Raw genomic sequence first — 15593 nt, 5'->3', positions numbered from 1 at the left:
CTTAACTAACCAGACTTTCCTGATCCATAACTTCCGGTTTTTGTATGCCCATCATATCTAAAATAGTAGGAGCGACGTTGCCTAGAATTCCGTTTTTAACTTCTTTAATGTCATTGTCTACCACGATAATAGGCACCGGGTTTGTGGTGTGTGCGGTGTTTGGAGAACCGTCTTCGTTTGCCATGGTCTCACAGTTACCGTGATCTGCAATCACAATACTGCTGTAACCGTGCTCCATACCGGTTTCTACAACAGCTTTAGCACAAGCGTCAACGGTTTCTACCGCTTTGATTGCGGCTTCTAAAATACCGGTGTGACCCACCATATCTGGGTTGGCAAAATTTAAACACACAAAATCTACTTCCTCTTTTTTGAGTTCGGCAACAATTTTGTCACGTACTTCATAAGCACTCATTTCGGGCTGTAAATCGTAAGTCGCAACATCTGGAGATTTTGCGATTAAACGGGTTTCGCCTTCAAAAGGCTGTTCTCTTCCGCCGGAAAAGAAAAAAGTTACGTGTGGGTATTTTTCGGTTTCTGCTATACGAATTTGCTTTTTGCCCGCTTTAGCAACGACTTCTCCGAGGGTATTTTCGAGATTGTCTTTGTCAAAAATTACGTGAATGTTTTTAAACGTCTGGTCGTAATTAGTCATCGTTACATAATACAGATCGAGCTTATGGGTATTTTGCTCGTGAAAATCTTCCTGCGAAAGCATACGGGTTAACTCGCGGCCTCTATCGGTACGGTAATTAAAAAAAATGACAACATCACCATCTTTGATTTGGGTTACAGGATTGCCGTTTTCGGTTACTACAATAGGTTCTAAAAATTCATCTGTAGTCCCATCTTTGTAGCTTTCTTTAATCGCTGCTACAGGATCATTGGTTTTTGCTCCAATGCTGTGTACGGTCACATCATAGGCTTTTTTAACGCGCTCCCAGCGGGTATCACGGTCCATGGCAAAATACCTACCGGTAATGGTGGCCAGTTTAGCACCGTTCTCGTTAGCGTATGTGTTGAGTTCTTCTATAAAACCGGCTCCACTTTGCGGGTCTACATCGCGACCGTCTGTAAATGCGTGAATATACACCTCATTAATGCCTACTTCGTGAGCAGCCTTAATCAAGCCTTTTGCGTGGTCTATATGTGCGTGTACGCCACCGTCTGAAACCAGACCGAGTAAATGCACGGGTTTGTTGTGTTCTTTAGCATACGCAAACGCATCTTTAAGCTCAGGTTGCTCGCGTAATTTATTTTCTCTGAGTGATTTATTAATCTTAGCAAAATCCTGATACACAATACGACCGGCACCCAGATTCATATGGCCTACTTCACTATTTCCCATCTGGCCGTCTGGTAAACCTACATTGCCACCGTGGGTAAGCAGTTGCGCGTGCGGGTATTTTGTGTATAACGAATCTATAAAGGGTGTGTTTGCAAGATCTACTGCAGAAACATTTTTATTAGGTGCAAATCCCCAACCATCGAGGATCATTAATATAACTTTCTTGTTCATGATTATTGAGTTGTTCTACAAAGATAAGGACTAAACCAACTAATGGCTAAAACTTTAAACAGCAATCACGATAGCGATTGAGTAGCTCATTTTAATACGGCTCTTTTTTTGCATTGCCCAAAAAAGAGCTAAAAAACTTCAGGATTAAGAATAGATCTCTAAAGTTCAAAAGATTTTTTCTATATGCCGGTTTTGTTACTAATGAAACTCTTAGTCTTCTAGGGTGTTCTGTTCATTTTCTTTGCTTCTCCAAAGAAAACGAACCAAAAGAAAAGAGCCTCTCGCTTAGGAATTTTTTGCCTCGCGGGCAAAAACCGCTTTTTCCGCTCCGCGTCGCTATCGCTCCTGTCTTTCGGAGCTGCCTGCAGCTATTCTGAACCGAGAGATTAAAAAATAGATTATCCCAGGGACTAAGGTTTAATAGGATATTTTAAGCTGTTCTTTTTTGCATCGCCCAAAAAGAATCAAAAAAGTTTAGGCTTAAGAAATGGATCTCTAAATTTTTCATTCGGCTTCTAAATTTTCTGAACTCTCCTGCGGGTCAAACAGCATAAAATTTCACGAAGCGCTCTTTTCAAATTTCACGAGATCTTTTCTGTATGCCGGTTTAATAATTAACTAGAACGATACTTCTCAATAGCTGCCTGTATTTTTTCAATGCGATTTTCAGGATCGGGGTGTGAGCTTTGAAACTCAGGAACACGTTGCCCGCCGCTGGCTTCTTTTAAAATTTTCATCACTTCGATTAAGGCTTCCGGGTTGTAGCCTGCTTCGATCATAAACTTAACGCCCAGTTCATCGCTCTCAAGTTCGTCACCACGCCCATTTTTAAGCAGTAATGTTTGTCCTATTTGAGAGGCAAGCATTCCCGCATCTGCACCCACTTGAGCACCGGTAGCAACCGTATTTGCGAGTTCGCTTTGTGCAATACGTTCAGCAGAATGACGGCCTACCACGTGACCTATCTCGTGACCTAAAACACCTGCAAGTTGATCTTCAGTATCTAACCGCTCCATTAGGGCGTAGGTTATAAACACCTGACCGCCGGGTAAAGCAAACGCATTAACCGTATTGGGATCGCGTAACAGATGAAATTCATACTGATACGGCGTCTCCCGTGCAATAGTATTATCTACTAGCTTTTTTCCCACCATATCTACAAAATCCTGCAGTTGCTGGTCTGGGTGTAAACCGCCGTGCTGTTCTGCCATTATAGGCGCATTTTGTAAACCTATGGCAATCTCCTCGTCTGTAGAAAGATTAATCGCCTGTGTACGCCCTGTGTACGGGTTTTCTTCCTGGCTGCCACAGTATCTAATTAAACCAAAGGCGACGATACCTACGCCTAAAAGTATTTTGAGAGATCTTCCTCCTAGTTTCATAATATGCTGGTTGTTGATGGGTTAGGTTAAATTTAACTCAAAAGTTTTGGGTTGATGTCTAAAATATTTTCGGTTCGATATTTTTCTATAAATGCCGAAGTAAAAGCTTCGCTGCCCAGTAATTTTTCCTGCTGAAGTACTTGAGCGATATCGAGTTCTTTATAAGCTTCGAGATATCCTTTTGAAAGCGGTGCATAGCTAAAATGCCATGGCTCGTAGTTAAATCCTTTACGACCATAATCATTAGTATAAACCTCATAAAACCCAAAGGATGCTGCATGCTCATCTAGCCAGGCTTTCAGTTTGCAAAAGGGACCGGTACCGTGAAATTTATCGGGATCCAACACATTGTTAGTTACTCCTGTACCCGCTTGAATAATATCAAGATCTGTTGCCCAGTGGTGGCGCGATGTTCCTGGGATGGTGCTGTATTCTATTATCTTTTCTATGGAAGCTTCTTTTGAAAGTCCGTTGCCGGTATAACTCGTGTATTTACGTTCCCAGATGCGGTTTTGATGTGCATAATCGCGGTAACTTGAAACAACCTGTATACCTATTCCGTCTTTTTGAGCCGCTGCAGTAAGCTTATCAAAAGCCGCTGAAGCTTCGGGACGCAGGCGGTATCCATTTTTTTCAATAAGTTTCGGGCTTCCTTTACCTATGAGTTCGGGTTCAGGAAGTAATATACCTGCTTCTAAAAACTGCGGAAATAAGCCTATTGCGGCTGCACTAAGTACTGTGGTTTGTATAAAATTACGTCGTTTCATTACAGCGTTTTATAAAGTAGGTAGTGCGTGCCTACAGGTTCAATTTCAAAAGAATCTCCTTCTACTATAAAATCATTCCGCAGGTAAAAATTTAAGGCTTTTATACGCGCATTACACCATAACACATCTATAGCTAATGTCTTTAATTTTTGCTCACCTGCCTTAATAAGTAGCGCTCCCAGATTTTTACCCTGACAGGCAGCTAATACCCCCATACCGCGCAGTTGATATTGGCTTCCTGTAAATTGTGGTTTAGCGGCATTCATAAAACTAGCAACACCTATTAAACTAGCTTGATCAAACAAGCCCAGATGAAAGGTGTCTGGGTGATCATCACCTTCCATAGCACAGGTCTCTAAAGGTCTGCCTGTTCTCAAAACCGGGTGACGTACCGCCCATGTCTCGCGGGCAGTGATCTCCTTGATTAGATAATTTGACACATTCTGTTATTTAATTAGTTTGCTCTAACATCTGCATACTCTGGATGCTCGTCAAATTTTACTTCAGCAAAGGGGCACAGGGGCTCAATTTTAATTTTTTTTGAGCGCGCGTATTCTACAACTTCTGCCATTAATTTACTGGCGTAACCCTGTCCTTCAAACCCAAGTTTAGTTTCGGTGTGATCTACGATTATAGTATGTTCATCTTTAATGGTATAGGTAAGTTCTGAAATTTTACCTTGTTCTCCTTCTATTAAAAAAACACCTCTGGTGCTATTTTCCCTGTGTTGAATTGATGAATCCATTATTTTTGTGTTTTCGTCTAAATTAGAAAATAATGAGCAAACTTAATATCCGTAGGTTGTATAAGGAAGACATTAACACCTTTTTACCACTCATACAGGAGTTGATGGGTTACCGGGTAGATGATGCTACTTTAACGTCTCGTTTTACAGAAATGTTTGAGCATCGCTATGAGTGCCACGGGGTTTATGTAGATGATAATCTTGCCGGTGTTTTTGGGTTGTGGTTTGCTACTCGACACTATTGTGGTAAAACCTGTGAGCAGGATCACGTGTATTTAAAGCCCGAATACCGCAGCATGGGACTGGGAAAACAAATCTTCAAATGGATTTTTGATTATGCTAAAGAAAAAGGATGCACAACTGCAGAATTAAACAGTTATGTAGAAAATTACCCAAGCCATAAATTTTACCTTAACGAGAATTATGTGATTAAGGGGTATCACTTTTTAAAACAGCTCGACTAGCGTAAACTAGTCGAAGTTTAAAACAGATCCGCTTTCTAACTCGTAAGGTTTTTTACCTGCTTCAAATATGCGTGCACTTAATGAGCCTTTGAGCGTGTTAGTTTTCCCGTTTACAGCTATCCAGCTACCTTCACGTAAACCCACTACCGGGATGGTGTTAAAGTGATGAAACTCTGCAATTCGGGTTTCACGGGTTTCTCCCATATGCTCAATACCTTCAATAGGATCTAAATAATGAGGATTTATATTAAAAGGAACAGCACCTATAGTCTTAAAGCTTGGAGGATAAATAATAGGCATGTCATTTGTGGTTTGCATGGAAACCCCGGCAATATTAGTTCCTGCACTAGTGCCTAGATAGGGCAAACCTTCAAATATCCGCTCGCGTAAAGTCGCCATAAGATCATTTTTATAAAGCTGGTCTACCAGTAAAAAAGTGTTACCCCCACCGGTAAAAACGGCTTCAGCGTTTTGTAATGCTGCTTTGGGATCGTTAAACTCGTGTAGACCCACAACTTCAATATCTAAGTTGTCAAAAGCTTCACGCGCTTTATCGGTATAGCTGTCGTGCGTGATGCCTCCGGGTCTTGCATAAGGTATAAATATAAGGCGCTCAGCATCTTTAAAGTGATTATTTAATTCTGGTAATAAATAATCAAGATAAGAGCCACCAAAAACAGTAGAGGTACTTGCAAGTAGTAAATTTTTCATTTGTGCAATTTTTAAAATCAAAGTTAAGTTTAATAGGCATTTAACAAAATTTTACAGCCTATTTCATTTTAAAATTAACTTTCTTGTCGTTACTTATTGGAGCAAAAAAAACCTTCTCGCTATGAAACTTTATACCCTCCTTTTTCTTTTAATAATGAGCTCTACTGTAGCTATTTCTCAAAAAATAGCCCGTGTTATGGTAGCCGGACAGGTAATCGTACCTATGGGTGATGATCCCAGTGGTATTGTAATTTATAATAAAACCTCACTGCGGGGGACCATAACTTCACTTGAAGGAACCTTTGATCTGGCCGTAGCACAAAACGATGAGGTAGTTATACAATCTTTACAATTTGCACCTGTTACCGTTTTAGTTGATAAAGGCATTGTAAACAGCAAACAAATTAACATCACTTTACGTGAGACAATTACTGTTTTAGATGAAATTGTAGTTACCCCTTATGACTTAACAGGAGATATTGTCGCAGATGTTAACCGCGTTCGGGTAATTGAGCCGGTACCCTTTACAGGAGATGATATACGTATTGAAGACAGCCAGTATGACCAGTATTCACCGGCAGAGAACGTAGCGCTAGACAATCAGCGATGGAGGTATGGTCTAAATTTTGTAAATATTTTTAAAGCTGTTTTTGACATGAATAAAAACGATGACGATATTCAAAAAAGTGCAGAAGATGAACTTGCACAGATGTACTCAAATCAGTTTTTTCAGGAAAACCTGAATATTAAAAAAGAGGCTATAGGTGCCTATATGGATTATGTTGCAGAGCATGGCCTTAGTAAAGAAATGCTTGAAAATGGTAATGAACTTAACCTTATTCAGTTTTTGATTGAAAAGCGAGATGATTTTGAAAAAGTTCAAAATGAGAAGAACTAATTGCCTCTGTGCAACAATCTTATCTTTGACACGTATTTTGAAGACAAACTAAAGAGGTACACGTGTCAAAAAAACTACTATTAAATTTTGCGCTTATTTTTACGAGTTGCCTGGCTTCATTTACGGTTGAAGCTCAGGAAGCGGTATTGCTTTCTGGTAAAATCACTAATGACTCTATAGATCACGAGTATTTACACGTGCTTAATCTCACACTGCAAAAAGGTACAATTACAAACGAGCAGGGTGGGTTTTCAATCCCTGCACGCGTTAATGATACGCTGTATATTTCTGCAATTCAATTTAAGCCTAAAGAGCTTGTGGTCACTGCGCAGATTCTAGAGCGAAATTATCTGCAAGTTGAGCTCGAAACAAATATCACCGAACTAGAAGATGTAAATATTAGTGATATTGACTTAAGCGGTAGGTTAGGGGATGATATGAATATTCCTAAAGTAGAAAAACCCTTTAATCCTGCAGACGCCGGTTTGCCGGTTTATAAGGGGCCTATTCTTACACAGGAAGAACGGCGTTTATATACAGCTACGCATTCTGGTGGTGGGATTATTCCTGTAGGCGCTGTTATAAATGCAATTTCGGGGCGTACTAAAATGCTTAAAAAACAAGTAGCGTTATCGAGGATGGAAATTAAGGTTCAAAAAGCACGAAATCTTGTAGCAGACAGTACCTATATCTATCAATTAAATATCCCTGCGCGCTATATAGATGATTTTGCCCATTATGTCTTTATGGATCAAAATGAAAATCTTAGAATTGCTTCCGAAGAGAATCCGCTATCTTTAATAGAGCTTCTTATTGCTCAGGCACCACAGTATCTTCGATTTAAAGAACTAGATGGTGCAGGAGTTAAAAAAGAAGATTAATTTTTTTGGAACGTGATTTGCGTTAATTGATCTAAAAAGCAGCTCATCCTCTTTTAAAGTTTTAATTTTAAAAAATCTATGAAAAAATTAATTGGTATTCTTCTCGTGGCCTTACCGCTATTGGCGGCAAGCGCTCATAAATATTATTTTAGTGTTACTCAGGCAGACTATGATACAAATTCCAAGTCCATAAAAATGGTTACCCGCGTTTTCTACGATGATTTAGAAAAGGTGTTTCAAGAACGATACGACCCGTCTATTAAGGTTGATAAATCTTACGATCAAAAGAAATTAGACGGATATATTCAAAAATATTTTAAGCAAAAGCTTATCGTTACGGTCAATGGGAAAGAGCAGGAGCTGCACTACCTGGGTCATAAAGATGAAGTAGATTATGTGGTTTGTTTTATCGAAATAAAGGAAGTGACAAATCCTAAATCTATAGAAATTGAAAATACGTTATTGATGGACCTGTTTCCTGATCAGAAAAATGTTGTGCATTTGCACGTAGGTTCAACTAAAAAAAGTTTTCTGTTAAACCGAGAAAATGATAAAGCAATGTTAAAACTTTCTGAATAATATATTAACATTTACCTAATCTTTACTTTTATACCATACACAAGCACAAATCGATTATATAATTTATGAAACAAATCAAGTACACACTATTTAGTTTGATGTTTCTGGCAGTTTCTGCGGGCTTTGCACAGGATACACCGGCTAAAGAAGAAAGACAGGCAGGTCACACAAACACAAACAAGTTTAGACAACTTTATAATGAGTTTGCCACGCCAAACCAATACCGCACGGCTTCGGGAGCTCCGGGACCTGCGTATTATCAAAATGAAGCCGATTATGAGATTAAAATCGAGCTTAATGATGAGAACCAAACCATAAGTGGCTACGAGACGATTACTTATAAGAATAATTCACCAGACCGTTTAGAATATCTTTGGGTTCAATTAGATCAAAACATACGTAAAAAAGATTCTCCTGCTTTAGAAAAAGATGGAAGTGGTATGGCTCCTGTAAATCAACCCGCGTCTATTGTAAGCAGCTATATGAAAGAACCATTTGATGGTGGTTTTAATATACTTGAAGTTAGCCAAAACGGTAAGCCGTTAAAGCACACAGTTAATTTTACAATGATGCGTGTAGAGATGCCGCAGCCATTAGAGCCGGGTGAAGAGTTTGAATTCAGCGTAAAATGGAATTTCAATATTGTAGAACATACTGTAGACAGAGCACGTTCGGGTTACGAGAGCTTCCCTGACGGAAACAAAAACTATGTGATCGCACAATTTTTCCCTAGAATGTGTGTGTACAATGATGTAGAAGGCTGGCAGAATTATCAGTTTTGGGGCAATGGTGAGTTTGCACTTCCTTTTGGTGATTATGATGTAGAAATTACAGTACCTGCAGATCATTTATTAGATGGTACCGGTGAATTAACTAACCGTAAAGAGGTTTATTCTAAAGAAATGATGAACCGCTGGGAGCAGGCTCAAAATAGTTATGATAAGCCTGTCCTAATCAGAACCCAGGCAGAAGCTGTAGAGATCGAAAAAGGACGCAGCACTCAAAAGAAAACTTGGAAATTACATGCTGACAATGTGCGTGACTTTGCGTTTACATCTTCTCGTAAATATATAATGGATGCACAGGCAGTTAAGTTTCCTAAGGGAGATGTAATGGCTATTTCTATTTATCCTAAAGAAGGGAATCCACTTTGGGAAGAGTATTCTACTAAAGCGGTTGTACAAACCCTTAAGTCATATTCAAGAATGACTTTTGACTACCCTTATCCAAAAGCAATTTCTGTACACGGTCAAAACCAGGGGATGGAGTATCCTATGATTTGCTGGAATTACGGTCGTCCTAATGAAGATGGTTCGTACAGCGACCGTACAAAATTTGGTATGATTAGCGTAATTATACATGAGGTTGGACATAACTTTTTCCCAATGATCGTAAATAGCGATGAGCGTCAGTGGGGATGGATGGACGAAGGGATTAATACCTTTGTACAATATGTTGCTGAGCAGGATTTTGGTGAGAATTTCCCCGAAGCTATAGCTCCTAACTCAAAATATCCTTCACGTAGAGGAGAGCCTTCTAAAATCACCGGTTATATGGGTGATGATCAAAACTTCATTTCTCCTATAATGTCTAACCCTGAGAATGTATATCAATTAGGAAATAATGCCTACGGAAAGCCTGCAACTGCTCTTAATATTTTGAGAGAGACAGTAATGGGTCGTGATTTATTTGATTATTCATTCAAAACCTACGCACACCGCTGGATGTTTAAACACCCAACTCCTGAAGATTTCTTCCGTACGATGGAAGATGCTTCTGCAGTTGATTTAGACTGGTACTGGAGAGGTTGGTTCTATTCTACTGAAAATGTAGATATGGGTGTAGAAAGTGTAAAATCATATTATTTAACAAATAAACCTACAGCAGCAGGTAAAGAATTACTTAGCCGTTATGGCGCAGACCCTGCAAATGTAGATGCTGTTTATGTAGTTGAAGAAGGCGGAGAAGATTATGACGCCGCAATGAAAGGTAAAGGAATGCTAGAAAATGCTCCTAACCTTAATGAATTTATGATGGACAACTTTACGCCTGCAGAACGGGCTAAGCTTAAAACTCCTAAACATTTTTACGCAGTAAAATTCAATAAGCCGGGAGGCATACCTATGCCTATTATTGTTGAGTACAGCTACGCAGATGGTTCTAAAGAAAAAGTAACCTACCCTGTGCAAGTGTGGCGTAAAAATGATGCTGAGGTAACTAAGGTTTTAGCTACAGATAAAGAACTTATAGGAGTGCAATTAGACCCTAATTTAGAAACAGCTGATGTAGATTTAAGTAATAACAGCTGGCCAAAACAAGAGCCTAAAAGCGAATTTGACAGCTTTAAAGAGGGTTCTGAAGATTAATTAATTTTAAGAATTTATTACAACTAAAAAGCCGGTGATCTTTCACCGGCTTTTCAATTTTCCCCATATATTTGTAGGACTATGAATATACCATTTTTTATTAGCGGCGCAGAAATAGGCTTTATCGTTTTTATCATTGTAATGGTATTTGGCGCAGATAAGGTTCCTGATATTGCAAGAGGTCTGGGTAAGGGTATGCGTACGTTAAAAGACGCTACAAATGACATTAAGACCGAAATTACCAAAAGTGCAGACAAACAAGGCATCAATACAGACATCGCTAAAGATGTTAAGAAAGAAATAGATGATGCTAAAAAGCATATCGATGAAATTACGGGTAGTGTAAAGCGTAATTTTTAAAAAATAATAATTTGGTATTTTGGTCACTTGGGCGTGAAACGCCAGATTTCCAAACGACTCGTAAATGTTTAAAATAATTAGAGTCGTCGTAAATTTTATGAGTTATTATTCAGAAATTAGTAATATCTTCATATCAAATTCAATAATAACTAATTGCCATTTTAAAAAGTGATATTGCTTTGTAAGATTGATGTACCACTTTTAAAATATTTTACCACGTGTTAATTATTAAATCCCGTCTTTCAAGATGGGATTTTTTTTCGGCTAATGGTGAGACCATCCCTAATGGTAAGAAGCACGGTCTCCAGACGAGAATCTTCCGCGAGTAATTTATTATACTCTAGAAGTGCGCGTGTAGAAACATCCTTAGGATTAAGCTCTTCAACAACCTTACCGCTCCACAAGACATTGTCTGATAGCAAAATTCCACCGGGTTTAATTCGATCTACAATAAGATCAAAATATGCGGGATAATTGGGTTTGTCTGCATCTATAAAAACAAGGTCAAACTGTTCTTCAAGTGATGGTATGATATCTAAAGCAGGCCCTAAATGTTGTTTAATATTTTCTGAATACTCAGAAGCGTCAAAGTATTTTTTCTGAAAATCTACAAGTTCTTCATTAACATCTATGGTATGCAAAATACCGCCGTGTTGTAACCCTTCAGCAAGGCATAAAGCTGAATAACCTGTATAAGTGCCTATTTCTAAAATAACTTTAGGATTTACCAGTTTTGAAATCATACTTAAAATGCGCCCCTGATAATGTCCACTAAGCATACGTGGTTGTACAACTTTTTGGTAGGTTTCCCGGGTTAGCTCTTTTAGCAGTGGTGGTTCTTTTTCAGAATGTGCCACGGCATAGTCATCGAGTTCTTCAGAAATAAAATGCATAGTGTCTATTCTTCTTCTAAACCTTCAACGACCTCGTCATCGTGAAGCATTTTTCGGGTTTCTTGTTTTACAAGATCTAACTTTTCGTGCAACGTCATACTCGCTGTAAACTTTCCGTCGTGAATGAGGTTTAAAATGGCTTTATCCTGCACACGGCCGCGACGCATAGCTTCAGAATAGCGTAAATCTTCTCTGAATGTCACTAGCGAATATTTAGAGAAATATTCCTTAGGAAACTCGGTTTCAAATGCGATTTCCAGTTTACGTTTCTCCTGAAAAATAGGTCTGGCGGTATGGGCTTTCATTTCGTGAAAGTTATCTACAGCAAGATCTGCAATGGCATCTGTATCTTCTTTGCGCTCTTCCTGATACGCCTTAAATACAGCTTTCCAATCGCCTTGATGTAGATCTAGATACTTGTCTAATACATGAATATCTTCAAAGGCAGAGTTCATACCCTGGCCGTAAAAAGGTACAATCCCGTGCGCGGCATCACCCAGCAATAAAACTTTTCCGTAGGCGTGCCAAGGAGAACATTTTATAGTGCCTAATGGGGATGTGGGGTTTTGTGCAAACTCTTCTAAAAGATTAGGCATCAAAGCGAGCGCATCTGGGAACTCTCTTTTAAAATAATCTTTAATCGCTGCGTCTGTGTTAAGGCTTTCAAAACTGTCTTTGCCTTCTTCCCAGGATAAGAATAATGTTACTGTAAAACTCCCGTCAAGGTTGGGGAGAGCAATCATCATATCTTTACCTCTTGGCCAGATGTGCAACGCATTTTTTTCTACAAGAAATCCACCATCTGCCGCAGGCGGAAATGATAATTCTTTATAACCGTGGGTTAAAAAATCCTGACCATAACTAAATAAAAATTTGCGATGATCTAGCATGCTTTTGCGCAATGCAGAGCCCACACCGTCTGCTCCCATAACCACATCTGCGGTATATTGAGTTGTGATATGTGTTTTGTAATCTTCAAAACTTGCCTTTCCGGTTTCTAAATCTACACCGGTACACTTTTGATTAAAATGCATCGTAATCCCCGGCATGTTGTCACATTCGTCAAGAAGCATAATATTGAGATCTTCTCGTGAAATAGAGTTAATATATTCGTGACTTCTTCCGCTATAGGGGCTCATAAAAAGCTGACCATCTGTACTGTGTATCATACGCCCCTTCATAGGGATGCAAAGCGGTAAGACTTTATCTTCAAGTCCTGCCAGGCGTAAGCCTTTCATGCCACGATCTGAAAATGCCAGATTAATAGACCGCCCAGAATCTACAATTTCCTCGCGTAGATCAGGACGTTTTTCCATGAGCGTAACTTTATAACCACGCTGCGCCATGCGTAATGCAAGTAGTGAACCGCAAAGTCCTGCGCCTATTACTAATATATGTTCTTGATTTTTCAAAGGTGGCTTGTTAATGGGCAGTCTTTTAAAACGACCGTTTATTTTTTAGCTAAAAGTTCTTTTAATCTTTGGGTCATTTCAAATACATCTTCAAAGCTGTTGTATAGTGGGGCAGGAGCTACACGTATCACATCTGGCTCTCTCCAATCACAAATAATACCTGCCTGCATAAAACCATCATGCATACTCTTATCTGCATTTTTTACCTGTATAGATAACTGGCAACCGCGCTCGTCTGGGCTTGAAGGCGTTAAAATTGCTATACGATCATCATTTAAATCCTTGATAAGGAATTCTAAATACCCTGTAATTTTTCTTGATTTTGCACGTATGTTTTGAAATCCTGCTTCTGCAAAAATCTCTAATGATGCTCGTATAGGTGCCATAGAAAGTATAGGCGGATTGCTCAATTGCCACCCTTCTGCACCTTCAATAGGATCAAAATCGACGCGCATATTAAAACGGCTATCCATTTTATGTCCCCACCAGCCGGTAAAACGAGGGATATCTTTATTATTTGCGTGACGCTCGTGCACAAAGCAGCCACCTATTGCTCCCGGGCCGCTATTTAAATATTTATAGGTACACCACACTGCAAAGTCAGGACCGTTATCGTGAAGGTCTGCGTCTATGTTACCTACACCGTGAGCAAGGTCAAAGCCTACTTTACAGCCGTATTTATGACCTAATTGGGTAATCTCTTTTATCGGATATTTTTGCCCGGTGTAGTAATTAGAATTACCTATCATAACCAGTGCAATCTCTTCTCCATGCTCGGCCATTAACGCTTCAAGATCTTCAAAACGGCATAAATGTTCTCCCGGTCGTGGTTTCCACAATACTAAGGAGCTCTCCGGGTCAAAACCTTTTTCTTTTATTTGAGATTTTACTGCATAACTATCTGAAGGAAAAGCGTCACTCTCAATTAAAATTTTATGACGTGTAGCAGTAGGTCTGTAAAACGATATCATCATCAAATGTAAATTTGTTGAAAGCGTATTCATGATGACCACCTCACCAGGTTTTGCGCCTACAATATCTGCCATAGGTTTGGTAAGAATTTCGTGGTATTCCGTCCACGGTACTTTTGCTTTAAAATGACCTTCTACAGCTATTTCTGCCCAGTTATCTAGCTCTTCTGCGACATAATCGCGTGCCTTTTTAGGCTGAAGTCCTAACGAGTTTCCGCAGAGGTAAATGAGGTTTTTGCCATTTTCATCTTTTGGAAGATTAAATTTCTCCCGAAAGTGTGCTAACGGATCTTCTGCATCAGCCTGTTTTGCGTAGGCTAACGAGTTTTTAAACATATTTTTTTCTTTCTCTAACATAGGCTGTAAAAATAGCAATTAAAATACTTTTAGGCGGTGCTTAGATTTTTGGTATTTTGTGGGATTGTAAATAAAACTATGCTATGAAAGCGCTTCGCCTTGTTTTTAGTACTATGAGATACTTTACTCCGGTATTTCTGTTTGCAACTTTGAATATAATTTTTGGCACCTGGGCGATTTATATCCCTGAAATTACAGCAAAGCTTCAAATAAGTGAAGGTAAACTAGGATTTGCCGTTTTCTTTATGGCGTTAGGAACTCTAGCGACGATTCCTTTTGTTCCAAGAATTATTAAATTTCTTGAATTAGGAAAAGCAATTATGGTCGCCGTTAGTGGTTTTTGTATCGTTTTTATAGGTCCGTTTTTAGCACCTACCTATGTACTTTTGTGTGTCTCTCTTTTTGCAGTCGGTATTTTTTCGGGCTTGATGGACGTTACTATAAACACGCTGGTTACCGAAATCGAAAAAAGAGATCAGGTACATTTTATGTCGGTATCTCACGGCTTTTTTAGTTTAGGCGGCATGTTAGGCGCCGGTATAGGCACGTTGCTAATACCTTATATAAAATTACCTTGGTATCATATGGCCGGAGTAATCGTGCTCATGTTAATAATTAACTTTTCAATACGTAAAAATTATATGCATTTAAAAGCCGAAAAAGAAGAAGATGAGACACGTTTTAAGTTGAAAAATTTAAGGCCATTAATAGGTCTGGCAATCATAGGTTTTTTAGTAATGGCAGCAGAAGGGGCAATTGTAGATTGGAGTGCACTATATCTGGAAAAGGTAACCTTTGCAGCAATAACTCTTGTGGGAATGGGCTATACTATATTTAATGGGATGATGGCCTTAGGTAGATTTTTTGGTGATAGTATCAGTTCAAAATATGGGTCGAGGCTCATTATGATTGCAGGATGTTTTACTGCGACCCTGGGTTTTAGTCTGGTATTAAGTGCAGCAACTTCGCCTGCATTAGTAGGTTTTGGATTTGTAGGTTTAGGACTATCTCTGGTTGTCCCCGAATTGTTTAGATACAGCGGTAATTTAAAAGGCATCAATGCAGCCGAAGGAATTAGTTTTATTGCAGGAACGGGTTTTGTGGGTTTATTATTAGGGCCTGTATTTCTGGGCTTTCTGGCGGAAACATTTAACCTTAAAGGAAGCTTTATAGCTTTATTACTATTTACATTTCTAGCAGGAATCGTATCAATCACATTAAAACGACATAAAAAAGCTTAATAAACTGATTTAAATAGCACAGTAGACTAACTGAAATAAGTTAGATT

General features: G+C 39.0%; 16 protein-coding genes. 7 read left to right on the top strand and 9 right to left on the bottom strand.

Going from position 1 to position 15593, the window contains the following annotated elements; genetic code table 11:
• Position 1: 1 nt before the first annotated feature.
• The 5 genes from gpmI to ACEN25_RS12085 form a co-directional block, all read right to left on the bottom strand.
• A complete protein-coding gene (gpmI, locus tag ACEN25_RS12105; protein ID WP_441803150.1) occupies positions 2-1519 on the bottom strand; it encodes a 2,3-bisphosphoglycerate-independent phosphoglycerate mutase in 1518 nt (505 codons plus the stop codon).
• A gap of 614 nt (positions 1520-2133) precedes the next feature.
• On the bottom strand, positions 2134-2901 hold the full coding sequence (locus tag ACEN25_RS12100) for a M48 family metalloprotease (protein WP_441803149.1): 768 nt from the start codon (positions 2899-2901) through the stop codon (positions 2134-2136).
• A 32-nt stretch (positions 2902-2933) separates the two neighbouring features.
• Complete coding sequence (locus ACEN25_RS12095; RefSeq protein ID WP_441803148.1) at positions 2934-3668, bottom strand: M15 family metallopeptidase; 735 nt, start codon at positions 3666-3668, stop codon at positions 2934-2936.
• The gene (locus ACEN25_RS12090) at positions 3668-4108 is read right to left on the bottom strand and encodes a GNAT family N-acetyltransferase (RefSeq protein WP_441803147.1); all 441 of its coding nucleotides are present in this window, start codon (positions 4106-4108) and stop codon (positions 3668-3670) included. Before ACEN25_RS12090 ends, ACEN25_RS12095 begins: the two co-directional genes overlap by 1 nt.
• 14 nt (positions 4109-4122) lie before the next feature.
• Positions 4123-4413 (bottom strand): GNAT family N-acetyltransferase, encoded by a 291-nt coding sequence (locus ACEN25_RS12085; protein WP_028377634.1) that lies wholly within the window; start codon positions 4411-4413, stop codon positions 4123-4125.
• Positions 4414-4445: 32 nt separating this feature from the next.
• On the opposite strand from ACEN25_RS12085, the gene ACEN25_RS12080 reads away from it, so the two are divergent.
• Positions 4446-4877: a GNAT family N-acetyltransferase gene (locus ACEN25_RS12080; protein ID WP_441803146.1), complete on the top strand. Its 432-nt coding sequence runs from the start codon at positions 4446-4448 to the stop codon at positions 4875-4877.
• A gap of 6 nt (positions 4878-4883) precedes the next feature.
• Here the strand turns inward: ACEN25_RS12080 and pepE are convergent, their stop codons facing one another.
• Positions 4884-5588 (bottom strand): dipeptidase PepE, encoded by a 705-nt coding sequence (gene pepE, locus ACEN25_RS12075; RefSeq protein ID WP_441803145.1) that lies wholly within the window; start codon positions 5586-5588, stop codon positions 4884-4886.
• A 121-nt stretch (positions 5589-5709) separates the two neighbouring features.
• Here pepE and ACEN25_RS12070 point away from each other — a divergent pair, with 121 nt between their 5' ends.
• The 5 genes from ACEN25_RS12070 (at position 5710) to ACEN25_RS12050 (ending at position 10672) form a co-directional block, all read left to right on the top strand.
• Positions 5710-6486, top strand: coding sequence for a hypothetical protein (locus ACEN25_RS12070; protein ID WP_441803144.1), 777 nt, complete (start codon positions 5710-5712; stop codon positions 6484-6486).
• Positions 6487-6548: 62 nt separating this feature from the next.
• Positions 6549-7367, top strand: coding sequence for a hypothetical protein (locus ACEN25_RS12065; RefSeq protein WP_441803143.1), 819 nt, complete (start codon positions 6549-6551; stop codon positions 7365-7367).
• Between the two features lie 78 nt (positions 7368-7445).
• On the top strand, positions 7446-7946 hold the full coding sequence (locus tag ACEN25_RS12060; protein ID WP_441803142.1) for a DUF6702 family protein: 501 nt from the start codon (positions 7446-7448) through the stop codon (positions 7944-7946).
• A 65-nt stretch (positions 7947-8011) separates the two neighbouring features.
• A complete protein-coding gene (locus ACEN25_RS12055; RefSeq protein WP_441803141.1) occupies positions 8012-10312 on the top strand; it encodes a M1 family metallopeptidase in 2301 nt (766 codons plus the stop codon).
• An 81-nt stretch (positions 10313-10393) separates the two neighbouring features.
• Positions 10394-10672 (top strand): Sec-independent protein translocase subunit TatA/TatB, encoded by a 279-nt coding sequence (locus ACEN25_RS12050; protein WP_441803140.1) that lies wholly within the window; start codon positions 10394-10396, stop codon positions 10670-10672.
• 242 nt (positions 10673-10914) lie between these two features.
• Here ACEN25_RS12050 and ACEN25_RS12045 read toward each other — a convergent pair whose 3' ends face one another.
• The 3 genes from ACEN25_RS12045 to kynU are packed head-to-tail and all read right to left on the bottom strand — an operon-like array spanning position 10915 to position 14305.
• The gene (locus ACEN25_RS12045) at positions 10915-11565 is read right to left on the bottom strand and encodes an O-methyltransferase (protein WP_441803139.1); all 651 of its coding nucleotides are present in this window, start codon (positions 11563-11565) and stop codon (positions 10915-10917) included.
• A gap of 5 nt (positions 11566-11570) precedes the next feature.
• Complete coding sequence (locus ACEN25_RS12040) at positions 11571-12977, bottom strand: FAD-dependent oxidoreductase (protein ID WP_441803138.1); 1407 nt, start codon at positions 12975-12977, stop codon at positions 11571-11573.
• Between the two features lie 38 nt (positions 12978-13015).
• On the bottom strand, positions 13016-14305 hold the full coding sequence (kynU, locus tag ACEN25_RS12035) for a kynureninase (RefSeq protein WP_441803137.1): 1290 nt from the start codon (positions 14303-14305) through the stop codon (positions 13016-13018).
• Between the two features lie 83 nt (positions 14306-14388).
• Between kynU and ACEN25_RS12030 the strand changes: the two genes are divergently transcribed.
• On the top strand, positions 14389-15546 hold the full coding sequence (locus ACEN25_RS12030; RefSeq protein ID WP_441803136.1) for an MFS transporter: 1158 nt from the start codon (positions 14389-14391) through the stop codon (positions 15544-15546).
• Positions 15547-15593: the final 47 nt, after the last annotated feature.

Origin of the sequence: Leeuwenhoekiella sp. W20_SRS_FM14 (genome assembly GCF_052119605.1) — a bacterium.
Taxonomy (GTDB): Bacteria; Bacteroidota; Bacteroidia; order Flavobacteriales; family Flavobacteriaceae; genus Leeuwenhoekiella.
Note: the sequence above shows the minus strand (reverse complement) of the source record. Positions and strands in the feature narration are given on the sequence as shown.